This window comes from Bacillus sp. JCM 19034, assembly GCF_001310635.1.
Taxonomy (GTDB): Bacteria; Bacillota; Bacilli; order Bacillales; family Bacillaceae_D; genus Halalkalibacter.
This window is the reverse complement of record NZ_BAXR01000015.1, coordinates 14,785-36,397: the sequence shown is the minus strand read 5'-3', so window position 1 is coordinate 36,397 and position 21,613 is coordinate 14,785. Positions and strand designations below refer to the sequence as shown.

At 37.2% G+C, this 21,613-nt stretch carries 23 protein-coding genes and 3 pseudogenes; 20 read left to right on the top strand and 6 right to left on the bottom strand.

Translation table 11 applies throughout. The annotated features are described in order from the left end of the window. The first annotated feature begins 12 nt into the window (after positions 1–12). The 7 genes and pseudogenes from JCM19034_RS16085 (at position 13) to JCM19034_RS16060 (ending at position 5,373) form a co-directional block, all read left to right on the top strand. A complete protein-coding gene (locus tag JCM19034_RS16085; RefSeq protein ID WP_231686992.1) occupies positions 13–567 on the top strand; it encodes an HAD family hydrolase in 555 nt (184 codons plus the stop codon). 8 nt (positions 568–575) lie between these two features. Beyond that, positions 576–1,655: an MATE family efflux transporter gene (locus tag JCM19034_RS16080; RefSeq protein WP_062051323.1), complete on the top strand. Its 1,080-nt coding sequence runs from the start codon at positions 576–578 to the stop codon at positions 1,653–1,655. After that, positions 1,607–1,915, top strand: a complete 309-nt coding sequence (locus JCM19034_RS16075) for a hypothetical protein (RefSeq protein WP_156324016.1) — start codon at positions 1,607–1,609, stop codon at positions 1,913–1,915. Before JCM19034_RS16080 ends, JCM19034_RS16075 begins: the two co-directional genes overlap by 49 nt. Positions 1,916–1,931: 16 nt before the next feature. Then, complete coding sequence (locus JCM19034_RS16070) at positions 1,932–2,591, top strand: hypothetical protein (RefSeq protein ID WP_062051319.1); 660 nt, start codon at positions 1,932–1,934, stop codon at positions 2,589–2,591. Between the two features lie 425 nt (positions 2,592–3,016). Continuing rightward, positions 3,017–3,610: pseudogene (locus JCM19034_RS25250) on the top strand (HAMP domain-containing protein); the annotation flags it as partial. After that, positions 3,605–4,552 carry a methyl-accepting chemotaxis protein gene (locus tag JCM19034_RS25245; RefSeq protein ID WP_370622119.1) on the top strand — a complete coding sequence of 316 codons (948 nt, stop codon included), beginning with the start codon at positions 3,605–3,607 and terminating at the stop codon, positions 4,550–4,552. The pseudogene JCM19034_RS25250 and the gene JCM19034_RS25245, both read left to right, overlap by 6 nt. A gap of 188 nt (positions 4,553–4,740) precedes the next feature. After that, the gene (locus JCM19034_RS16060) at positions 4,741–5,373 is read left to right on the top strand and encodes a peptidylprolyl isomerase (RefSeq protein WP_082394134.1); all 633 of its coding nucleotides are present in this window, start codon (positions 4,741–4,743) and stop codon (positions 5,371–5,373) included. Positions 5,374–5,764: 391 nt separating this feature from the next. Here the strand turns inward: JCM19034_RS16060 and JCM19034_RS16055 are convergent, their stop codons facing one another. From JCM19034_RS16055 to JCM19034_RS16045, 3 genes are all read right to left on the bottom strand, one after another. After that, complete coding sequence (locus tag JCM19034_RS16055) at positions 5,765–6,616, bottom strand: SDR family oxidoreductase (RefSeq protein WP_062051315.1); 852 nt, start codon at positions 6,614–6,616, stop codon at positions 5,765–5,767. Between the two features lie 146 nt (positions 6,617–6,762). Further along, positions 6,763–7,440 carry a hypothetical protein gene (locus JCM19034_RS16050; protein ID WP_062051313.1) on the bottom strand — a complete coding sequence of 226 codons (678 nt, stop codon included), beginning with the start codon at positions 7,438–7,440 and terminating at the stop codon, positions 6,763–6,765. Positions 7,441–7,612: 172 nt separating this feature from the next. Further along, complete coding sequence (locus JCM19034_RS16045; protein ID WP_062051311.1) at positions 7,613–8,251, bottom strand: GntR family transcriptional regulator; 639 nt, start codon at positions 8,249–8,251, stop codon at positions 7,613–7,615. A gap of 352 nt (positions 8,252–8,603) precedes the next feature. On the opposite strand from JCM19034_RS16045, the gene JCM19034_RS16040 reads away from it, so the two are divergent. The 5 genes and pseudogenes from JCM19034_RS16040 (at position 8,604) to JCM19034_RS16020 (ending at position 12,702) form a co-directional block, all read left to right on the top strand. Then, positions 8,604–9,515, top strand: coding sequence for a phosphate/phosphite/phosphonate ABC transporter substrate-binding protein (locus JCM19034_RS16040; protein ID WP_062051309.1), 912 nt, complete (start codon positions 8,604–8,606; stop codon positions 9,513–9,515). A 14-nt stretch (positions 9,516–9,529) separates the two neighbouring features. Next, positions 9,530–10,299 (top strand): annotated as a pseudogene (gene phnC / locus JCM19034_RS16035) (phosphonate ABC transporter ATP-binding protein). A gap of 267 nt (positions 10,300–10,566) precedes the next feature. After that, complete coding sequence (locus JCM19034_RS21185; protein ID WP_231686991.1) at positions 10,567–11,085, top strand: ABC transporter permease subunit; 519 nt, start codon at positions 10,567–10,569, stop codon at positions 11,083–11,085. Continuing rightward, positions 11,082–11,897, top strand: coding sequence for a phosphonate ABC transporter, permease protein PhnE (phnE, locus tag JCM19034_RS16025; protein ID WP_062051305.1), 816 nt, complete (start codon positions 11,082–11,084; stop codon positions 11,895–11,897). Before JCM19034_RS21185 ends, phnE begins: the two co-directional genes overlap by 4 nt. A gap of 13 nt (positions 11,898–11,910) precedes the next feature. Further along, positions 11,911–12,702 carry a tyrosine-protein phosphatase gene (locus tag JCM19034_RS16020; protein WP_062051303.1) on the top strand — a complete coding sequence of 264 codons (792 nt, stop codon included), beginning with the start codon at positions 11,911–11,913 and terminating at the stop codon, positions 12,700–12,702. A 153-nt stretch (positions 12,703–12,855) separates the two neighbouring features. Here the strand turns inward: JCM19034_RS16020 and JCM19034_RS16015 are convergent, their stop codons facing one another. Beyond that, positions 12,856–13,587 carry a hypothetical protein gene (locus JCM19034_RS16015; protein ID WP_062051301.1) on the bottom strand — a complete coding sequence of 244 codons (732 nt, stop codon included), beginning with the start codon at positions 13,585–13,587 and terminating at the stop codon, positions 12,856–12,858. 438 nt (positions 13,588–14,025) lie between these two features. Here JCM19034_RS16015 and JCM19034_RS16010 point away from each other — a divergent pair, with 438 nt between their 5' ends. From JCM19034_RS16010 to JCM19034_RS15990, 6 genes and pseudogenes are all read left to right on the top strand, one after another. Then, the gene (locus JCM19034_RS16010) at positions 14,026–14,409 is read left to right on the top strand and encodes a response regulator transcription factor (protein ID WP_062051299.1); all 384 of its coding nucleotides are present in this window, start codon (positions 14,026–14,028) and stop codon (positions 14,407–14,409) included. Between the two features lie 16 nt (positions 14,410–14,425). Continuing rightward, positions 14,426–14,716 carry a winged helix-turn-helix domain-containing protein gene (locus tag JCM19034_RS16005; protein WP_062051297.1) on the top strand — a complete coding sequence of 97 codons (291 nt, stop codon included), beginning with the start codon at positions 14,426–14,428 and terminating at the stop codon, positions 14,714–14,716. A gap of 662 nt (positions 14,717–15,378) precedes the next feature. Continuing rightward, positions 15,379–16,205: pseudogene (locus JCM19034_RS16000) on the top strand (TAXI family TRAP transporter solute-binding subunit); the annotation flags it as partial. After that, positions 16,191–16,682 (top strand): DUF1850 domain-containing protein, encoded by a 492-nt coding sequence (locus JCM19034_RS25240; protein WP_370622118.1) that lies wholly within the window; start codon positions 16,191–16,193, stop codon positions 16,680–16,682. The pseudogene JCM19034_RS16000 and the gene JCM19034_RS25240, both read left to right, overlap by 15 nt. Continuing rightward, the gene (locus JCM19034_RS24255) at positions 16,670–16,792 is read left to right on the top strand and encodes a hypothetical protein (protein ID WP_269431718.1); all 123 of its coding nucleotides are present in this window, start codon (positions 16,670–16,672) and stop codon (positions 16,790–16,792) included. The genes JCM19034_RS25240 and JCM19034_RS24255 overlap by 13 nt, the downstream gene beginning before the upstream one ends. A gap of 15 nt (positions 16,793–16,807) precedes the next feature. After that, the gene (locus JCM19034_RS15990; RefSeq protein WP_231686990.1) at positions 16,808–18,970 is read left to right on the top strand and encodes a TRAP transporter permease; all 2,163 of its coding nucleotides are present in this window, start codon (positions 16,808–16,810) and stop codon (positions 18,968–18,970) included. A 63-nt stretch (positions 18,971–19,033) separates the two neighbouring features. Here JCM19034_RS15990 and JCM19034_RS15985 read toward each other — a convergent pair whose 3' ends face one another. Continuing rightward, positions 19,034–19,420 (bottom strand): VOC family protein, encoded by a 387-nt coding sequence (locus JCM19034_RS15985; RefSeq protein WP_062051294.1) that lies wholly within the window; start codon positions 19,418–19,420, stop codon positions 19,034–19,036. A 154-nt stretch (positions 19,421–19,574) separates the two neighbouring features. On the opposite strand from JCM19034_RS15985, the gene JCM19034_RS15980 reads away from it, so the two are divergent. Next, positions 19,575–20,201, top strand: coding sequence for a zinc ribbon domain-containing protein (locus JCM19034_RS15980; RefSeq protein WP_062051291.1), 627 nt, complete (start codon positions 19,575–19,577; stop codon positions 20,199–20,201). A 38-nt stretch (positions 20,202–20,239) separates the two neighbouring features. On the opposite strand, the gene JCM19034_RS24250 is transcribed toward JCM19034_RS15980, so the two are convergent. Continuing rightward, a complete protein-coding gene (locus JCM19034_RS24250; protein WP_269431717.1) occupies positions 20,240–20,368 on the bottom strand; it encodes a hypothetical protein in 129 nt (42 codons plus the stop codon). Positions 20,369–20,821: 453 nt separating this feature from the next. Here JCM19034_RS24250 and JCM19034_RS15975 point away from each other — a divergent pair, with 453 nt between their 5' ends. Beyond that, entirely contained in the window at positions 20,822–21,538 is a 717-nt protein-coding gene (locus tag JCM19034_RS15975; RefSeq protein ID WP_062051289.1) for a YebC/PmpR family DNA-binding transcriptional regulator, read from the top strand. Positions 21,539–21,613 lie beyond the last annotated feature (75 nt).

The following is a 21,613-nucleotide window of genomic DNA, read 5'->3' as shown; positions in this document are numbered from 1 at the left end:
AATGTGAATAAAGTGGAAAAAGAGTTAATTATATTTATGGATTGCGGCGATACGATTATCGACGAGTCAACAGAGATACGTGATGAGAATGAGGTTGTAATAAAAGCAGACGTGATTCCAAATGCCGATAAAGTCGTTAAGGAGCTAGCAGAACGAGGCTACCGTTTAGCTCTTGTGGCGGACGGGTTAGCTCAATCGTTTAAAAATATGCTGACAGATCATCGCATCTATGATTGCTTTGAGGCAATGATCTACTCTGAAACGATTAAAGTGCGTAAACCTGATGCAAAAATGTTCAAAGCGGCTTTAGGTGCACTTGATTTATCCATGGAGGATTGCTATCGGGTTGTCATGGTTGGAAATAATTTAAGTCGTGATATTCTTGGGGCAAATCACCTTGGGATAACGAGTATATTTCTTGATTGGTCACCTCGTTACCCGAAGGAACCAGCTAACGAAATGGAGCAGCCAGATTACACGATTCATGAAGCGAAGCAACTGCTTACACTTGTTGAACATTTAAATGAAAAGGTTACGAAACAACAGAAAAAGGCCGATGTGAAGTAAAAAGGCATATGAAATTTAAACGAGAAGTCACGTTACTAGTAGTACCTTTTGTATTGCATATGCTCATTAGCAATTCCTTTTCTTTTATTGATACATTAATGATAACCGGACTAGGTGAAGTAGCCGTTGCTTCGGTCGCAGCGGCTAGTCAGTTCAGCTTTGTGCTCGGTATGGTGTTGTCGGCTACGTATGGAATGTCAGCTTTTATTACACAGTTTTACGGCGTTAATCAAATGAATAACGTTTATCGAACGATGGGGTTAATGTTAACGACAAGTCTGTTGTTTTCCCTCTTCGCATTCGTTCTTGTGACCGTATTTAAAGAGCCATTATTGTCATTATTTATTAAGGACGAACAAGGAATGGCTTATGGAATGCAATATGTGAGTGTAATCGTCTTTGTCTTTGTGTTAAATGCTATAAAAGATACATATGGACATGCCCTCGGTGCAATTGGAAAAATAAAAGTGAATGTTATATTCGGTTGTATCGGAATGGGCTTTAATACGTTGTTTAATTACTTACTTATATATGGGGTCGGTTGGTTCCCGGCATATGAAGTAATGGGAGCTGCGATTGCGACTTTATTATCGACGGTTATTAGTTTATTACTTGTCTTAGGCTTTGTTTATGGGCGACGCTATTATGTGAATGCTCATTTGAAACAGCTCTTTTCATTTAATTGGTCATTTAGCAAGCGGATTTATAAAACGATTTATCCGCTCGTGCTTCATGAAGGAATTTGGTCGTTTGGCAATATGCTCTATGCCGTTGCATTTGGTCATATGGGCATTGTCGCACTAGCAACATTTCAATTAGCTCGTATTTTTAATCAATATTTCCTTATGGGTATTTCCGGGTTCTCCTATGCTGCAAGGGTTATGATCGGAAGAAAGCTAAGTTCTGATGACCCTGCCGAAGCCATTACAAGTGCAAGGAGCTTTACAAGGCTGGCGATTTATTCGGCGATTGTCGTGAGCATACTTATCATTCTATTAAATCCAATGATTGTGAATTTATTTACAGAATTAAGCCTGAAGTGCAACAAAAGTTTAAAAATGTCCTCTATATTCAAGGTATTGTATTAACGATGTATTTCTTAAACCATCTTTGGATTGTTGGGGTGTTTCGCTCTGGTGGAGATAATGTTTTTTCAATGAAACTTGTTTTATGTACGACGTGGTTTATTGCCCTTCCGCTCGTCTTTTTAGGAGCCTATGTGTTCCATTGGTCAATTGAAGTCGTTTATTTTATGTTTGCTTTAGAAGAAATTACAAAATCAATCTTTGGCTATTTTCGTTACCGTTCTAACAAATGGGCACGAAATTTAGTAGAGGATTTTTCATAATAGATTAGAGGTGTTAGTGAATGAACCTTCAGCATATACAAACGTATGCCCCGCACATTTTTTTGATAAACATGAACCTTTCTTTCCTTGTATGGTAGGTGTGACGGTAATAGAAAAAGGGGGGCGATCTCCTTCTTTTAAACGAAAATTTTCTTTTTGTGAAAAAGAGCTTGATCATATTATTGAATATGCTATTTACTGGGATTTTGATATTCAGCATTTATATGAGCTTGAGCATGTATGGGTATATGTTGGTAAAGATGGCTCTGTACTAGATTGTGAGGCAAGCTTTCATGGGCGGTTTTTCAAAGGTCTTTTCCCAGATCGTCGTAATTTAATTGAAAAAACACATGTTAGACTATATTCCCAGCCGGGAAAACATGCGTTTCTCCCAGATGCAGAGTTATTTCATTTGATACCGAATCTATTTGCTTGTACAGATGCTGAGGCAGGAGTGGACGGTTTGACGATCCCGTTTTTCTATCAAGATATTCTCGAAACAAACCTTGAAACGGATCAATTAATTCGTCATTATATGCAACGATTTCGCTTTACTCCTACGATGCAATTTGACTATTTTGAATTAAAAAACGATCTATTTCGCCCTTGGGAAGAAGTATATGAGGAAATTCCAAAGCGGATTAGGTATTGGTTAGCAGAGATGAAAAAAGGTTAGTTTGATAATAAGTGGAGATGCTCATTAGGATATGGGTATCTCCTTTTTATTCTGCATAAAGATTCGTATGGACGAAGGGAAGATAAATGAAACGACAAACTACTTAAATTTCCAAGACTTTAGTTCTAGTTATTTAGGGTTCCTACAGAAAATTTTGTCTATTAGTGTCTAAATATGTACTTTCAACTATGACTTTTGTGTTATATTGAATGTGAGGGCACTAATAACAAATACTTATTACAGGAGTGGGGATTGTGAAAAAGCTTTTTTCTATTTTATCATTTAAGTCTTTAAGAGCAAAAATTTTAACAGGATTTCTTTCCGTACTATTTTTGACGGCACTTTTAACAGTAGTCAGTTTACTAAATATTACTGACTATAATCAAAAAACGTCTAATATTGTAGAAGAAGAATTGCCCCTTTTAATGGCAGAAGAACAACTTGCTTTTAACTTAGCAGACCGTATTGGTCTTTCTAGGGCTTACTTACTATATGGTGATGAGCATTATAAGGAGCATTTTGCAAGACTCACTCAAGAAAGTATTGAATATCAAGAATATGTACTAGAGCATAGTGATATACAGCAAACAGAATATTTGGTCCAACGTTCAATTGAATGGCGACAACTTGTTGAAAATGAAATTTTTGCTGAGTATGATCGAGGGAATGTAGAAGAAGCTATCGAACGGTTGAGAAATGAGGCAAGACCGATAGCGGAAGTGTTAATGGATGGATTTCAAGAGGTATCTGAGTTAAGATCTGAATCTATTATTGAGACTGGTGAAGAAATGGTAGAAACGGGAGAACTAATACTAGTTGCCTTTTTGGTGATTGCGATCGTTGCTATTATTATCGGCATCGTGATTGCGGTATTAATTGCTCAGAATATTTCAAAATCAGTAAGTATGGTCTCAACTCGTATGAAAGAAATAGCAGCAGGTGACTTAAGCCAAGAAAAGCTACAGGCAACTTCTAAAGATGAAGTAGGTCAACTTGTTGATGCTACAAATGACATGACAGATCATATGCGTTCACTCCTTACTCAAATTTCAACCGTATCTGAAACGGTATCTGCTCAAAGTGAAGAGTTAACCCAATCAGCTGATGAAGTGAAGCAAGGGGCTGAACAGATTGCTGTAACGATGCAAGAGCTTTCGTCTGGTGCTGATTCCCAAGCGAATCACTCGACTGAAATAGCTGGTGGTATTGATGAATTTGTTAAAAAGGTGAAAGAAGCAAATAGACATGGACAAGAAGTCTCTCAGTCGTCTCAAAATGTGATTCAGTTGGCAACGGAAGGCAGTCAACGAATGAAGGATTCCGTTGGACAAATGATAAATATTGATCAGATGGTTAACGGGGCAGTGAAAAAAGTGCAGGGACTTGATCAACAAACGCAAGATATTTCCCGACTCGTTTCAGTTATTCATGATATTGCAGAACAGACAAATCTATTAGCATTAAATGCAGCAATTGAGGCAGCACGTGCAGGAGAACATGGAAAAGGCTTCGCTGTCGTGGCAGATGAAGTAAGAAAGCTAGCTGAGCAAGTGACAACATCGATTTCTGACATTACGAACATCGTTAGCAGCATTCAACAAGAATCAAACAATGTCGTACAATCGCTACAGGACGGATATGAAGAAGTTGAAAAAGGAAAAACACAAATTGAATTAACGGAAGAAACCTTTGCCGATATTAATGAATCAATCACAACAATGGTAAAACGGATCGGAAATATTACGTTAGGTTTATCAGAAATGGAAAAAGACAGTCAAACGATTCATTCTTCGATTGAGGAGATTGCTTCAATTTCGGAAGAGTCAGCAGCAGGCATTGAACAAACAACTGCCTCTTCACAGCAAACAAGCAGTTCAATGGAAGAAATGGCACAAAGTTCAGGTGAGTTATCTAAGCTAGCTCAAGATTTACAAGATTCAGTAAAGAAATTTAAATTGTAATAAAGGGAAAGCCACCATAAGGAGACGCTCTTTAAATAGCTCTCGTCTGGTGGCTTTTGTCTTAAAATCTACCTAATTTAGACTTAATTAGAGTGGATAATTTCTACTCAGTACCTTTGGCATTATTGATAAAAGGTGATTTCGTTGTATACTATTCTAGAAAAGAAATAGAGTGGAGTGTGAATTGAATGAAAGCGATAATATATACGATGACCTTTTGTTTGTTATTTTTAGTTGCCTGTGGGACGAACGGTCAACCAATTGATAGTAGTGGTAGTGAAGGCTTTGAGCCAACTAATGAAAATAATCCAGTCGTGACGATTGAAATGGAGGATGGTGGAGAAATAAAAATAGAGTTATATCCAGAGGTTGCACCGAATACAGTTGCAAACTACATTTCGTTAGTGGAAGAAGGCTTTTATAATGATTTAATCTTCCATCGAGTGATTCCTGGATTTATGATTCAAGGTGGAGATCCTGAAGGTGTTGGGATAGGTGGACCTGGGTATTCTATCAAAGGAGAATTCTCCTCAAATGGCTTTGAGAATGAACTTGCTCATGAGCGTGGGGTGATTTCCATGGCTCGATCAGAGCCTTTTGACTCGGCGGGATCGCAGTTTTTTATAGTAGTTGATGATTCACCTCATCTTGATGGTGATTATGCGGGATTTGGTAAGGTGATTAGCGGGATGGATGTTGTTGACGAGATTGTTTCAGTTGAAACAGGTGCTCACAATCGACCGATAGAAGAGCAACAGATGAAAAAAGTGACTGTAGATGTAAAAGGTATCGATTATCCCGATCCCGATACAATAAAATAACATTCCGAAATACATCGTAACCGATGGTAACAGTCAATCAGTATGACTATGAACAATTTCGTCATTCAAGAGACTTCCACCCATTAAACGCTATCTTAACGGGTGGGAAGACCGTAGACCAAACGCCTTTGAGAAGTTGATTCTCAAAGGTGTTTTTACGTTATTTTGTCTATCTGTTGGGAGGGCCGAATCCTGTAGGAGAAAAAGGCAGGATGAAATCCACCGGAGTGTTGGTTAGTTCAACGCCCTCCTGCCCAAAGCACCCCCCATCTCGGGAGTGGGTTCGAAGTACTGTATCGTGACAAATCTCTATACAAAAAAGCCTGTCGACCGTCTCGTTGTTGCGAGACGTTGTCGACAGACAGACTGGTGGGTTTTCCATGATAAAAGGTTAGATCTTATTATTTTTCATGCGAATCCGATTTAGTACAAGCTTTTGCCACAATGGCCACGGGATAAACTTTTTAAATAGTAATTGGATACGAACACCTTTTCCAATTGGATAGCGAAGCTGTTTTACTTTTTTCTTTTGTGCAAGCTTGACGATGAGCTGAGCGACTTCTTTTGGATGTCCGTATGTAGGAGATGCCTCTTTTACATGCTCTTGAAGGGAAGAGAGCATAGTCTTGTATGGCGAATGCTCGTTTCCCTTTATATTTGTAAGCCCAACCTTCCAAATATTCGTTTGATAGGAACCTGGTTCAATGAGAGCTACATTCACGTGAAATGGTGCAAGCTCTAGACGAAGACTTTCTGCGAAGCCTTCTAACGCATGTTTCGAGGATACGTATGCTGATAAGCCGGGAAATCCGATGCACCCACTAACACTGCTCATGATAATAATAGTCCCACTTTGATTTACCCTCATATATGGAATCACAGCTTGAGTGATTGAGATCGTACCATAGACGTTCGTTTCGAATTGTTTTCGATAGCTATTCATGTTGACCTCTTCTACAAACCCAGCCTGAGCAAATCCTGCATTGTTTACTAAAAGGTCGATTGATGGTAACGATTGTATGTAAGATTGAAATGTTTGAATCGACTGTGGGTCGGTGACGTCAAGCTGAACGATACGAATTCGTCGTTGAATCAAAGGTTCATTGTTCAAATTGGATATGACGTGTTTCTTAGACAAATCTCGCATTGTTGCAATTACAGTAAAACCAGCCTTTGCAAGTTCAATGCAGATGTAAAGACCGAATCCGCTCGATGAACCGGTGACAATCGCGATTTTTTCCACTGGAGATAACCTCCTACTTGTTGATCTAGCAGACCGAAACGCTCAAATCATATTAGCACAATTTCGTTTAAGGATGATAAGTTGATAGACAGGTTGTCTAATGACCCTAACGACGATGATCGTAATTAATAGGAAATGGAATATTCTTACTTTTGTTCCCGCTTTCTAATAACTAAAACGATTATGAATAGAACTATAACAATTGCGATAGCTACAGTAATATATAGATAGGGAATAGGTTTAGGGAGTTCACTATTTAATGCAATCGTTTGATCAGTGAGTAAGGATAAATCCCAAATATACGTATTCTCTTCTATTCTACTCGCATTATGATCCTGCATTTTAACTGACTCGGGTAAAGTCACTTTAAAGCTTAAATCAAAGGATTCAGCCATTGTTTCGTCAATGCCTTCTAATAATGGATGATAGGATTGCTGCTGTTCTGTAAGGTCACGTCCGGACCATTCTAGAAAAAGGTTTAATTGCTTGCTAAAGATTTTCTCTTGAACATGTATTGTCATTGGATCTTCTTCATCAGAAATGGGCAGTTCAACATCATTTAATGAAGAAAAGAGTTTAGTAGCTTTCATACCACTATAGCCATTTCTCGCCTCTTCGGTAAGCGTATAGCCGTCTTCTATGAGCTGTTGATCATAAAAGTCTTCGTTCTCCATAAAACCTGCCATCATTTCACTTATACCTGTAAAAAGCTCTACCTCTGCCGAACCATCCTCATGTATGATTAAATGATACTCGGCCTTAACACAACCACTTATGAAGACGGTAGTGAATAAGAGCGATAGAAATAAAAGGGGTCTGTTCAAAAAATCACTCCTGTACGTAATATAATTGGTGTCTGTTCATTCTTTTTATAATGTAGTTACGTATCTATTTAATATTAGCATATCTTACTTTCCATTTCTTCTCTTATATAAACCTAGAAAAAACACGAAGGTCCGTTGCATAGCGGACTTTTCGTGTTTTTAGTCTATTAGATTAGCTAAAGCGTTTTTTTATCTTTTCAAAATAAATATGTAAGTATGCTTTAATTTGATCATAATCTTCATTCGTCAAAGCTTCTAAAAGCTTTTGATTCGTCTCATTAGCTGAATAATGACTATGGTGAGGTGTGCGAATATAATTAACGATTGCAAAACGAATGATTCGATCAAAAAAGCCATCGATGATTTTAAGCATCTCTTGATTATTTGTCCCAGAAATCATTGTCCGTAAAAATAAAGCAGAATGCTTAGCATAACCTAAATAATCATTATTCTCTGTGCATTTTTGTTGCTCTGATAAGTGATACTCAAGTCCTTTAACATCAATATCTAGTTTTTCGGGTTTTTGTAAATGGAACAAGTAATATTGAAATGAATAGATAACCTGATTGATTTCAAGGAATTCTTTATAAGAAATATCGCGCACTAATATCCCACGATTTTTTACCGTTTCTAGAAAACCTTCACGTTCTAATCGAGAAATCGCTGCTCTGACAGGAGTACGACTCATATTGAGAGAATTCGCTATTTCATTCTCTGATAGTAGTGTTCCTGGTAAGTATTCACCGTGGATTAATTGCTCTTTTAAAAATTCAAATGCTTTTTCTTCAAGTGGTTGCATATCAATCTCCAACTTTCTACTTCTATTCAGTTACGATATAGCGTTATTCTCTATCATAGCGTTCCTTCCGTTTCTTTGTAAATAGACTGAGCATTATTCTTTAAGGATTATATTTAAAGTGATTCATTTTCACAGATTCGTTTCATTTTATAAAGGAAAGGTAAACCAAATGAATTGGGGATTTTCAACCAAAGGGGAACCTTCTACAGCAGCCCGACAAATATAGTTACTCACTATTTCACAGAATCTTTACACTTTTTGTACAAGCTATTTATAGAATATTTACAATATCCTGTTATTCTGAGTTACATACAAGGTTGTATACAACCTTGTATTCATAAAAAATAGGATGGTGGAGAAAAAAATGAAAAAGGCAATTTTTGTTGGGGTATTGTTACTAGTGCTTAGTGTCGTTGGGGCGTGTTCGCAAGAGTCAAGTAATGAAGATGTGAATGAAAATGGGTGGCCGACAACATTAAAAATGGGCATGATGGCAACGGAAGATGATAACAATTTAGCACGAACTTCAAGTGCCTTCGCAGATGATTTAGCTGAAGAATTAGGGATTGAGGTTGAATTCTTCGAAGGACAAGACTATAACATGATGATTGAGGCAATGAGAGCCGAACAAATTGATATTACAAATTTTGGCCCATTTGGATACATTATTGCAGTTGAACGAAGTAAAGCAAAACCAATAGCGATTATGGGGGAAAGTGAAGAATCAGCGATGTATCATAGTGTCATTATTGTGCCAGCAGATTCTCCAGTTCAAACATTAGAGGAATTAGAGGGAGAAGACTTCTTGTTTGTTGACCCAGCTTCTACATCTGGTCATTTATTCCCGAGAGCGTCCATGATATCTCAATTAGGAATTAATAATGATGAAATCGAAAGCTATTTCAGTAGTGTTGCTTATTCTGGAGGTCATGATAAATCAATTTTAGCGATTGCAAATGGGGATGCTGCTGGTGCGGCTGTTTGTGAATTTTGTGTACCGATGTTTGCAGAATCTGGCTTATTTGATGCTGATGATGTGCGAATTATTCAAACCACTGATCCGATTCCTGGAGGACCGCTAGCATATCGTGAAGGCTTACCTGAAGATTTGGTTGAAGCAATCAAAGAATTTGCTCTTTCTTACCATGAAAAGAATCCAGAGTATTTTGAAGTAATGGGATATAAAGGATATTTCCCTGTTGAAGATAGTGACTATGATGTAATTCGTGAAACTGCAGAATTATTAGACATGTCCCCAGAGGAAATGCTCGAATAGGAGGAGATTCAATTATGGCATTGTTACAGGTGAATCGTTTATCAAAGGTGTATCAAGACGGTACGACAGCGTTAAAGGATATAAACTTTGAAGTACAAAATGGAGAATTTATCGTGATTATCGGTCCAAGTGGTGCCGGGAAGAGTACACTTTTACGGTCTATTAACCGTCTTGTTCAGCCGACGGGAGGAGAAATTAACTTTAAGGGACGAGATATTGTTAGAGCGAATTCAGGACAGCTTAAAAAACACCGTCGAGAAGTAGGATGATTTTCCAACGCTTTAATTTGATTGAACGTTCATCTGTCTTACGTAACGTACTTCATGGGCGTTTAGGCTATATGAATACATTTAAAGCTGTGCTCAGCCTTTTTTCTAAAGAGGACCGTGATGAGGCTATTCGTTTGCTAGAAAGAGTTGGCTTAGGTGAACAAGTATACAAGCGAGCCGATGAGTTAAGTGGTGGGCAGCAGCAACGCGTAGGGATCGCTCGTGCTATTGCTCAAAAGCCAGATTTAATATTAGCTGATGAGCCAATTGCCAGTCTTGACCCTGTTTCCTCAGAGGTTGTTATGGATCAACTTTATTCGATTTGCAAAGAGGAAGGAATAGCTTGTCTTTGTAATCTCCATCAAGTTGATGTGGCAAAGAAATATGCCACTCGTATTATCGGGATAAATAAAGGAGAAAAAGTATTTGATGGACCACCAGCTGAATTGACTGATGCGATCGTTGAGCAAATTTACCGTGGTAGTAAGGAAAAGAAGGAGGAAAAGGCCTCGTGAAACAGGAACACCTTCTTGAAGTTAGGCGGAATAAAAAAATGCTCCTTTGGGGTTTTGTGATTGCCTAGTATTATTGACGGTCTGGTCAGCCTATGAGACAAAGTTTTCAATTCCAGCTCTTTTTTCAGGATCATCTCAGGCTATATTATTTATCATAAATGATTTATTTCCTCCAGACTTTTCGGTGCTAACAAAATTAATTAGTCCGGCCCTTGATACAATTTATATGAGCTTTGTCGCAATGGTGATTGGGGCGTTGATTGCAGCTTGCTTGGCTTTTTTAGCAGCAGCAACAACATCCCTCATCCAGCCGTGCAAATTTTCATGCGTGGATTTAGTTCGTTATTTCGTAATATTCCTGTGTTTATTTGGGCGATTTTATTAACAGCTTCTTTTGGTCTTGGTGTGTTGGTCGGAACTCTTTCCCTTGTTATCGTCTCAGTTGGAGCTTTAACACGTGCTTTTGCAGAAGTACTTGAGGAGATTGATATGGGTCAATTAGAAGCGGTAAAAGCAACGGGAGCGAATTATTTTCAGGCGATAGCACAGGGTGTTATTCCACAATTTTTGCCAGGGTTCTTTGGTTGGTCGTTGTATATGCTTGAAATTAACGTACGTGCCTCAACCATTATTGGGATGGTTGGTGGAGGTGGTTTAGGTTTTGTTATCCAATCAAATATTAAATTATTTCAGTATGGAGAAGTTTGTATGGGGATTATATTAATTTTAGCCATTGTATTATTGACTGAATGGATTACAAATCAAATTAGGGAGCGGATTATATGAGGGGAGATATCGTTACACAACAGTCACCTCAGCGTCAGAGAAAATTAGAGAAGAATAATCGCTTTATGCTGTATGTGTTTATATTTACGATACTATTCTTTTTCTTCTCGCTTAGTCAATTAAACATTGACTATGGTCGACTTGTTACAGGGGTTTGGACATTTCTTCAAACGTTAACGGTCATGGTTCCTCCTGATTTCACGTATTGGAGAGAGGTATTGGCTGCTGCATTGGAATCGTTTCAAGTTGCAGTTGTTGGATGTGTATTGGCAATAATCATTGGTTTTGCACTAGCTTTTCCAGCGGCTGAAAACCTAACTCCACATCCAACAGTTTCTTGGTTACTAAAAGGATTTGCTTCTTTAGTACGGGCGATTCCAACTTTAATTTGGGCATTAATTTTCATTGTGGCAGTTGGAATGGGGCCATTTCCGGGGATTTTAGCCATTATGATTGGATCGATCGGGATGTTGATTAAAGTATTTGCACAGTCGATCGAGGAAGTCGATAAAGGTGTCATTGAGGCTATGCAAGCAACGGGGGCAAATTGGTTTGCGATTATTGTTCAAGGTGTGATCCCAACGGTCATGACAGCATTGCTTGCTTGGTGTATTTTACGCTTTGAAGGTGATATTTCGGAATCAACGATTTTAGGTGCTGTTGGGGCAGGAGGGATCGGTTGGGAACTTATGCATGCAATGCGTTTATATAAGTTCGATCAAGCGTTTTTTGTCGCTATTGTTATTTTTGTAATGGTATTTAGTGTTGAATTTATCTCGAATCGATTGAAGATGAAGTTAAAACATACGTAATGGTGGTGGTTAAGTGAAGGGTCTATCTACAAAACAAGGGGATAACAGAATTATTGAATTTGAAGGGACATTTAACTTTCGTGATTTAGGTGGATATGAAACAACGGATGGAAAAAGAGTGAAATGGGGGAAGCTATTTCGCTCAGGGAAATTAGATGAGCTTAGCCAAAAGGACCAGCTGAAACTGAATCAATTAGGCGTTTCATCAATTTGTGACTTGCGAGATAAGGATGAGCTCATGCATTTTCCAACACCGGAGATGCCTTTCATCAAATGGCATCACGTCCCTGTTATTGGAAGCGAAGGTGAGTATCGTCAAGTTCTTGATTTAACAGAAGAACTTATTAAATACAGTAAGCCTGGCGAGTTATTGAAGGATTTAAATGAAAAGTTTATAGCTCATACTAATGCGTTTCGCCAAGTATTCGATGTCCTATTAGAAGAAAACAATGGGGCTGTACTATTTCATTGTATGGCTGGTAAAGACCGCACAGGAGTAATGGCAGCACTTATCTTAAGTGTATTAGGAGTTCCCCGTGAGGTTATTTTAGAAGATTACTTGCTAACGAATCGTTCCTTAGATCGTTTAAAGATAGGGTTAAGTTCAAACAGAAATAAATATATCGAAAGTATTAACTCCGATGTATTAGAGGCTATGATTGAAGCACGGACAGAATACATTCAAGCGTTTTTTGCAAAAATAGAAGAAAATTACGAAAGTGTAATTGACTATGTAATGAATGCTGTTGGTTTAACAGAATGTGAGATTGAAAAGCTGCAGGCTAAATTTTTGGATGAGAAATAAAGGAAAAGCGAATGTTACGAAAATCCATGAATAAAAATAAAAGAGGCTCCGGAGAACAAAGATTTGTTTCTCGGGGCCACTTTTTTATATATGATATAGCTTGATGCCTGAATCCATATTTAGTCCCTTTAACTAGTTGATATATGTTTCATTTTAAAATAGGTAGTTTAAATTAAGTAATTGATTTACCATGCTTTCACCAACTAGATATGAAATGAAGCCAATAGCGATGTAGATAATGGCAATGGCGTAAAACGTATCAATACCTTTTCTATCCTTTTCATGAAATGAGAACATTGTTGTCGCAATCGCAATAAAGTAACCTAGCAAAGCACAAGAAATTAGTAAAATACTAAAAGTTATAATAGAAAGTAAAGCTAATATATTTGCGACAACTAAAAGAATTGTTGAAATCGTTATGAAGGAACCGAAGCGTGTTACGATCGTTTTGAAATTGGTTTCGATTTTCATTAATTTTGTTACACCTAAGATAATCACTGATAATAGCAAGAATAAGATCATGGTAGCGAAAGCTGGTTTTAAAACGGTATCAAAGAAAGGAAGTGAGTAGCCAATAATATATATATACATTGGTAATAAAAGCGAGTAAAGAATCATTGAAATAAGTCCATTCACCATCTGTTTTTGTCCTAATGTAGCGGAATAATGAAAGGGCTGCTTTAAGACAGATAGGGCGAATGAAAAATATTGTTTACTAATTTCCTTACTCTGATCCAAATACACATTTTGCTTGGAGTGAGTAGAATTTACAGTCTCGTCATTTGAAGTGTTTTCCCCTTGAGCTTTTTTAACTTGAGTTTTAGTGCTCGTGGAGTGCTTTTCTTCATCTTCTAATGGTTTTTGGTCATTGTTTTGCTCTGACATTAGATAACCTCCTAAAAAAGTGATTTTACTTATGTTGACGTTTGAATGCTATAAAGACATGAATTTTATGTAATCACTGAATAGAACTCAGTGTTATTGTGACTTCTACGTGCTACTTAAAAATTTAGGCGATTTTAGGTCATTTTGTAGAATAGTATACATTAAAATCAAGACGAATGGTAGATTATAGGGAATTGTTTAGTAGGAATTGAACAATAAAATATATATATAGAAGGATTAATTATGAAGAGGTGGTGATTGATCGAAAGCCGGTTTCTAATTAATTTCGAAAAAACATCGTTAGCCAACAGATTTTATGGTGAAAAACGTATCCCATTGAAAAAATCACTTAAAATTAATTATTACTTAATAATTTCTTAATAATGGACTAGTATCATGTAAAGAAAGATGAAATGGGATAGTTAGGAAGGCCACTTAATGAAAGAAACGATCGTTTTATTAGACAGAAATGATATTATCATCAACATATTAAAGAAGCACTTTCCGAATTACAAATTTTATCATGATCGAACGCTCGATAAGGCACTAAGTCATGCGACGGTAAAAGATATTAGTTTAATTATAATCATGCAAGATTCATATGATGAAACAGGTGGCTTTTTATGTCAACAATTTAGGATGCACGATATCAACGTACCGATTGTCCTGCTAACCTCGTCACAAGACGATTATGATGCTGTGATAACGTATGAATTAGGTGCTGATGATTATATTGTATTACCTATTAATGAGCGAGTACTAGTAGCCCGCTTAAAGGCAAATATTCGTCGAGCTCATTGTTGCAAAGTAAAAAAAGTTTGAAACTGAACAAAAGAATGTGCTTTCTCTAGGTGATTTAGAAATTTATCCAGAAAGCTATAAAGTCGTAGTAGAGGATAGGCAATCTGACTTGAGTGAACGAGAAATGAAACTCCTGCTCTTCTTTTACGAGCATAAAGGAAAAGTATTGTCACGTAAAGAATTGTTAGAAATATGTGATTCAGAGGATGAACGCATAATTGATACATATGTAAGTAAATTGAGGAGGAAAATTGAACCTAACCGTTCAGAACCAATCTATATTGAGACCGTTAAACGGGTTGGTTATCGATTCCGTGCACTTAGTTAAAGAAGTTCGAAGCGATGAAATGAGGAAGGACCATTCATTTCATCGCTTTTTTACGTTTTTAAAAGTGTAAGCCTACTGTAAATCTAAATTATAGTATAGGTAAAACCCGCTTAGACATGTGTATTCGACAAAAGAAGTCAAATGTATCCCGTTGTTCTTAGTAAAGAACAGTGTTACCTTTGAATTAGAGAAAGCGGCTGAAAATGTTTAGGAGGTGATAGTATTGCCACATGTACGTTTGAAGGTGTATGGACTCCTTTCAGTTTAGTCGGAATCAAATTGCTAAAAGATGATTATGGCGGCTATTATATTAAGATATGGGGCTTAGAATTAAAGAAGCTGAGTTGACTAATTTAATTATATATTATGAAAGGCTATAGCTATTTATTTCTTGCAATAGGTGGGGAATGAATGGTTTTTTTTGTTAAACGATTTCGCGAAGGAGAAGTAACTGTTTTTAGCCATTCTAGTTATGTACATGATTTTTCCTGTTTCCATTCATTAGCATAGAGAGGTAGCAATATTTTACTGCTACATTATCTATCACATTACTTGTACCAATAGAATAAGCGTGTTAAACTTGTCATAAATTTTTAGTATGCCTATATATTGTATCAACAAGCTACTTTACTTTTAGAAAAAAGATCTTAGGGGGATGATGAATGGTGAAAAGAATAGGAATGATAATTGGAGCAGTGCTACTTTTTGTACTTGCTGCTTGTGGTTCAGACGTCGAGGATGTGACGATTATGACAGGTGGAGAACAAGGAACCTATTTTCCATTAGGTGCAGCACTTGCTAACAACATTATTAATGAACATGTCGAAGGTGTTAATGCAGAGTCGGTAACTTCTGGTGCATCAGTTGTAAATATTAATGGTTTAGTAGATGGTGATGCACAAATGGCGTTAGTGCAAAATGATATTGCTTATTATGCAAGTGAAGGATCGAATATGTTTGAAGAAGAAGGAGCTTTAAGCGGTTTTCATGGAATAGCTACGCTGTATCCAGAAGTCATCCAAATCATTACTTCTGCTGACAGTGGGATCGAAACAGTTGAGGACTTAGCAGGTAAAAGGGTTGCTGTTGGGGATTTAGGTTCTGGAGCAGAAGCAAATGCGAAGCAAATTCTAGATATTCATGGGATAACATATGATGACATTTCGGAAGATATATGGACTTTGGAACAGCAGCGGGAAATATTCAGGATGGGAACATTGATGCTGCCTTCATCACAGCAGGGCTGCCAACAGGTGCAGTAGAAGCCTTGAAGGCAACGAAAGATATTCGTCTTGTTGAAATAAGCACTGAAAAGCTAGCTGAACTAGCAAATGAATATCCATACTATACTGATTATGTTGTTGAAAGTGACGTTTATGGAACAGATGGAGATACGACAACTGCTGCAGTAATGGCGATGCTCGTTGTGTCAGAAGAGCTGGATGAAGATTTAGTATATGACATAACAAAGGCAATGTTTGAAAACCTAGATCAATTTAGCAATGCACATCAACAAGGTGAGAATATAACACTAGATTCAGCCTTGACGGTATGTCAATTACGGTTCATCCTGGAGCACAGAAATATTTCGATGAGCAATAAGAGTGATACTCATAACAAAAAGGCTAGGCGTTTTGGCGCTGCCTTTTTGTTTATCATTCTCAGCTTACTTATCTTAGTACTTATGAGAAAAGAACATTACTTACAAATATACGATGAGAAAGAACAGCAAGTGATTTGGGAAGCTCCGATACAAGCTGGCGAAACATTTTATCACGAGTATCTTCATTCTGTTTCGCTAACACCTGTACAAGAATACTACCAAATGAATGATGAAGGAGTCATGGTTGCAACAGAAAGTAGGGTTCAGTCATTTGGGGCTGGGATTCCCTATGAAAAAAAGACAAGCTTTTGTTTATCGATGGCTTTTATGTATTACAAGAAGAGCGTGATGTGGAGCAGTTAACGATTCTACCATCTGATCGCTTTTCTCATTATTTCTACTATAAGGACGATTCATTAGATTTAACCTTGTTTGCAGGTCATAAGCTTCGAATCCGAATTGTTCGTTACTAGAGAGGAGGGGACCATTTGAAAAAGAATAAAAAGAGAATCGAGTATGAGCTGGATAAAAACATGGATAAACAAGTGAATGAGCTTGCTGGAAGTGATCGAAGTGTTCGTGGTTGGATGGCTCTGCTCATATTAGTGATTGCTGTGGTGATGTCAGTTTATCATCTTTACACAGCTGGATTTGGTTTAATGCCAGGTGTGGGAACTCGCTCACATATGATTATCCATTTAACGCTAGGTTTAGCACTAGTATTTTTGATTTTCCCAATAAAAAAAGGGTTAAACCAGAAGAAAATTGCGTCATATGATTTTGTCATTGCCGGAATCGCCGTTTTCGTTGGTTATTATTTGTATGCAAATCAAACGTCTCCATCTATATTATCAGGGAGAATGACGATCATTGATTTACTAGTAGGCATTATGCTGCTGCTTTTAGTGTTAGAAGCAACACGACGAGTAGTCGGTAAGCCACTTGTGATCATCGCCGCTATTTTTATAACGTATTTCTTCATAGGTGGCTTTCTTAGCCCACCATTTCGTCATACGAGAGCTGATTTTCAACAATTTATTTATGAAATGGGCTACACAACATCTGGAATTTTTAGTACACCGTTATCGGTGTCAGCGACATATGTATTCATCTTTATTTTGTTTGGAGCAATACTAGAAGCTACAGGAGCAGGTAAGATGTTTATTGACCTTGCCTTGAGAGCTTTTGGGAAATATAAAGGAGGGCCTGCAAAAGCTGCCGTTGTTTCTTCAGGTATGCTCGGTTCGATATCAGGAAGTTCAGTTGCCAATGCCGTAACAACGGGAACCTTCACGATCCCGCTAATGAAAAAAGTTGGATTTAAGCCTCAAGTTGCAGGTGGAATAGAAGTGGCAGCTTCATCAAGTGGACAATTATTACCGCCTATTATGGGGGCAGCTGCTTTTTTAATGATTGAGTATACACCGTATTCTTATGCTGAAATTATTAAGTCAGCAGCTATCCCAGCGATTTTAAGCTATATAGCAATTTTGTTTATGGTTCATTTAGAAGCTTCAAAAAATAACATAACAGGTCTACCTAAGGAAGCACTTGTATCAGGAAGAAAAACGTTAATACAGCATGGATATTTAATCTTGCCTGTTATAGTACTCGTCTATTTCCTCATTCAAGGTAATACCGTTCCAAATGCTGCCTTTTTTGCAATCGTATTATTACTCGTTTTGGCGAGCTTTACTCATCGCCTACGAGAACAGTTTGGAGCTGGAATGCTTGTTGCGGGGATTGTAGCTTTAATTGCATTTGCGTTACACTTCTTTTTTTCATGGCGTTTAGAAATAGCTGTAATGGTAGCAATTGGTTTAGCTGTCGCATTGCTTGTCGTTTTAATGCAGCGTTTCTTTAAAGTACAATCAGCACCTATTCGTTTTGGTGTTAGAGAGCTTATATCTGGCTTAGAAGTAGCTGCTCGAAACTCATTGACAGTAGTTGTAGCGTGTGCAACTGCAGGTATATTAATCGGAGTCATAAATTTAACAGGGCTTTCTGCCAAATTACCAACAATTATTGTTAACTTTGCTGGAGAGCATTTAATATTTGCTTTAATTTTCACGTTAATCGCCTGTTTAATTTTAGGATTAGGTTTACCGACGACAGCCACCTATGTAATCTTAGCAGCTATGGTTGCACCAGCACTTGTACAATTGGGTGTACCGATTATGGCCGCACATCTTTTTGTCCTCTATTATGGTATTTTGGCAGATGATACACCGCCTATTAATCTACCGGCTTACGCCGTATCAGGAATCGCAAAGTCAGAACCGATACGTACGGGTGTTCAAGGCTTTAAATTTGATTCAGGGGCCTTGCTTCTACCGTTTGTATTTGTCATGAATACGGCAATCCTTTTATTGCCTGAGGAAGCAGGTATGTATAGCTGGTTGGAGATTTCCCAACATATTATAACGGCAATTGTAGGGATTATGGCATTTGTTATGTTCATCCAAAATTATTTATTTGTTCGATTGCTACTAATCGAAAGGCTACTTGCTTTCGTTACAGCACTCGTGTTAATCCACGGTTCGATTTGGACTGATCTCATAGGGATAGTACTATTTGCTGTTTTAATTATAGGTCAAATCATAAGAAAGAGGTCTAGTGGAAATAAGCAGGTATCACCACAAACGACTTAATCTAAGCTTGTATGAAAGCAAATGGCTTTCATACAAGCTTTTTTGTCATATTAGACGTGAGAATTAACGTTCATATAATTCAATAGGCAGTAGATCAGGATCATGGAAAAAAGTAAAACGTTTACCAGTTGATTCGTCTATGCGAATCGGTTCAACATCAACTCCTTTTGCCTTAAGTTCAGCCGCAGCTTCGTTAATATCGTTAACGGAAAAAGCAAGGTGACGTAATCCTTGTGCCTCAGGGTAACTGAGTCGTCTAGGACTGTTTGGAAAGGAGAAAAGTTCGATCTGAACAAGGTCATTTACGGATAAATCAAGTTTATATGATTCTCGTTCTTTTCGATATGTTTCATTGATAATTGTTAAACCGAGGATTTCTGTATAAAAGCGTTTAGATACCTCATAGTTTGAGCAAATAATTGCAACGTGATGAATGTTTAATAGGTTCATATGATGATCACTCCTCACTTATTATTGGGAATACATCCAACTTTCTTACTATTTAGTATATTTTTTCCTTCTGTTAATCAATATGTATCATTATATAGTATAATAGAATGAAGAAAAGTAGCAAAAGTGAATAATTATAGTGTGAGGTATGAATATGGTCATTAATTTTTGTCCGACTTGTGGAGCAAATAAGGAAGAGGAAGCTAATTTTTGTCCTTCTTGCGGGTTGAATTATAATCTAGTGAAAATAGAAAATCAACAAGACGAAATGGATGAACTGGATGAAGGGAATCAAGAATTTGAATTGAAAACGGAATCAAAGAAATTTTCATTAAATAAATACTCAACTTACGTTACGTATATCGTAAATAGTTGTATGGTGCTCAATATTATCTGGCTTTATTTTGTCGCTAGAAATAGTATGATTCATGGGGACTATTCCTTTTTAGCTTATCTAGCTCCAGTCTTATTAATTGTATTATTTTTAATAGCGAGCTTGTACTTCCATAGCCGTTTTGAGAGCTATGCTTTGTTTGGTAACTTAGGACTTACTTCGCTGGCGTTTGTTCCTTTCTTTATACTATTTTTGCATAATACAAACGTTTATTCTAATGGCCTTATTCCACAAACAAATCAGTTGAATTTCATTATTATTGCGATACTGCCGTTAACAGTATTAAGTATAATCGTATTATCGATTATCTCGATTGTTATTTGGAAACGCATTACTAAGAATGTCAATGAGAATAAGGAAGAAGATCTATTAGAAATTGAGGAATAAAAAACTAGTGTCCATACTATTGGGACACTAGTTTTTTATTACAGCATGCTTGATAGTACGGTTACACCTGCACCTATCGCAACGGCAATCAATGGGACAATAATGTATGTTATCAACATTTTTTTCCGTTGTTTCCTTTGAGCCATTTGTTCCGGTGTTAAGTACATCCTTTTTAGCCTCCCTATTATTATTTATCACATTACCTTTGTTATATTTTTGTATTAGCCAGAGCAGAATTTAGTAAACAATTCACAACATTATTTAGTATACTAGGAAAAAAGATGCAGAGGGAATATATTTTTAAAAAATGAGACTAAAGAACTAGTTGTTTTATACCTTAGCTGGATGGTTAATAAGAATCTCCTACGCAGCGATAGTAATTATTTAGATATTTTGCTGTTGAACGTATTACATCGAATATGAGTAAATATCTAATATCTACTATGAACGAAGTATATTGATTTATCTTCGTATGATCTGCTACGGGACAAATGTGGAAGAAACGAGTATACTACGAGATAAATTCGTTAAGGATTAAGGCTCGATTCTAATAATGTTTGTACGTTATAATAAAGGTAATGAGTTAGAATTGAGAATTGAAGAAAAGGTGAGTGGATAGTATGGGGCGTAAGTGGAATAACATTAAAGAAAAGAAGGCGTCTAAGGACGCAAATACGAGTCGTATATATGCAAAGTTCGGTCGGGAGATATATGTAGTGGCTAAGCAAGGTGAGCCAGATCCCGAATTAAATCAAGCATTGAAAGTTGTATTAGAGAGGGCGAAAACGTATAACGTACCTAAAGCAATTATTGATCGAGCGATTGAAAAGGCAAAGGGAGGTAGTGAAGAAAGCTATGATGAGCTACGTTACGAAGGATTTGGTCCGAATGGCTCAATGATTATAGTTGATGCACTAACGAATAATGTGAATCGAACAGCTTCAGAAGTTCGTGCTGCTTTTGGAAAAAACGGTGGGAATATGGGGGTTAGTGGTTCAGTTGCTTACATGTTCGATGCAACGGCCGTTATCGGTGTAGAGCAAAAAAGTGAAGAGGACGTTTTGGAGCTATTAATGGAGGCGGATGTTGAAGTAAGAGATTTATTTGCAGAGGATGATTCAGTCATTGTTTATGCAGAGCCAGAACAATTTCATGCTGTTCAAGAAGCTTTCAAGCAAGCTGGTGTGACAGAATTTACTGTTGCTGAATTAACGATGCTTCCGCAAAGTGAAGTTACGCTAACAAACGAAGATCAAGAGCAATTTGAGAAGCTAATTGATGTATTAGAGGATTTGGAGGATGTAAAGCAAGTCTATCATAATGTTGATTTAGCTTAATGACTATGAGAACTCCAGTAGACGTATATTTAAATAAAGAATGGCTACGCGTCATATACTTAGCTAAGAGTTTTA

Coding starts and splice junctions, on each gene's coding strand:
- JCM19034_RS24250 (WP_269431717.1), bottom strand. CDS start 20,368: ATGTACTTAACACCGGAACAAATGGCTCAAAGGAAACAACGGAAAAAA.
- JCM19034_RS16080 (WP_062051323.1), top strand. CDS start 576: ATGAAATTTAAACGAGAAGTCACGTTACTAGTAGTACCTTTTGTATTG.
- phnE (WP_062051305.1), top strand. CDS start 11,082: ATGAGGGGAGATATCGTTACACAACAGTCACCTCAGCGTCAGAGAAAA.
- JCM19034_RS15975 (WP_062051289.1), top strand. CDS start 20,822: ATGGGGCGTAAGTGGAATAACATTAAAGAAAAGAAGGCGTCTAAGGAC.
- JCM19034_RS15985 (WP_062051294.1), bottom strand. CDS start 19,420: ATGAACCTATTAAACATTCATCACGTTGCAATTATTTGCTCAAACTAT.
- JCM19034_RS15980 (WP_062051291.1), top strand. CDS start 19,575: ATGGTCATTAATTTTTGTCCGACTTGTGGAGCAAATAAGGAAGAGGAA.
- JCM19034_RS25240 (WP_370622118.1), top strand. CDS start 16,191: ATGTTTGAAAACCTAGATCAATTTAGCAATGCACATCAACAAGGTGAG.
- JCM19034_RS16040 (WP_062051309.1), top strand. CDS start 8,604: ATGAAAAAGGCAATTTTTGTTGGGGTATTGTTACTAGTGCTTAGTGTC.
- JCM19034_RS16015 (WP_062051301.1), bottom strand. CDS start 13,587: ATGTCAGAGCAAAACAATGACCAAAAACCATTAGAAGATGAAGAAAAG.
- JCM19034_RS25245 (WP_370622119.1), top strand. CDS start 3,605: ATGACAGATCATATGCGTTCACTCCTTACTCAAATTTCAACCGTATCT.
- JCM19034_RS16010 (WP_062051299.1), top strand. CDS start 14,026: ATGAAAGAAACGATCGTTTTATTAGACAGAAATGATATTATCATCAAC.
- JCM19034_RS16060 (WP_082394134.1), top strand. CDS start 4,741: ATGAAAGCGATAATATATACGATGACCTTTTGTTTGTTATTTTTAGTT.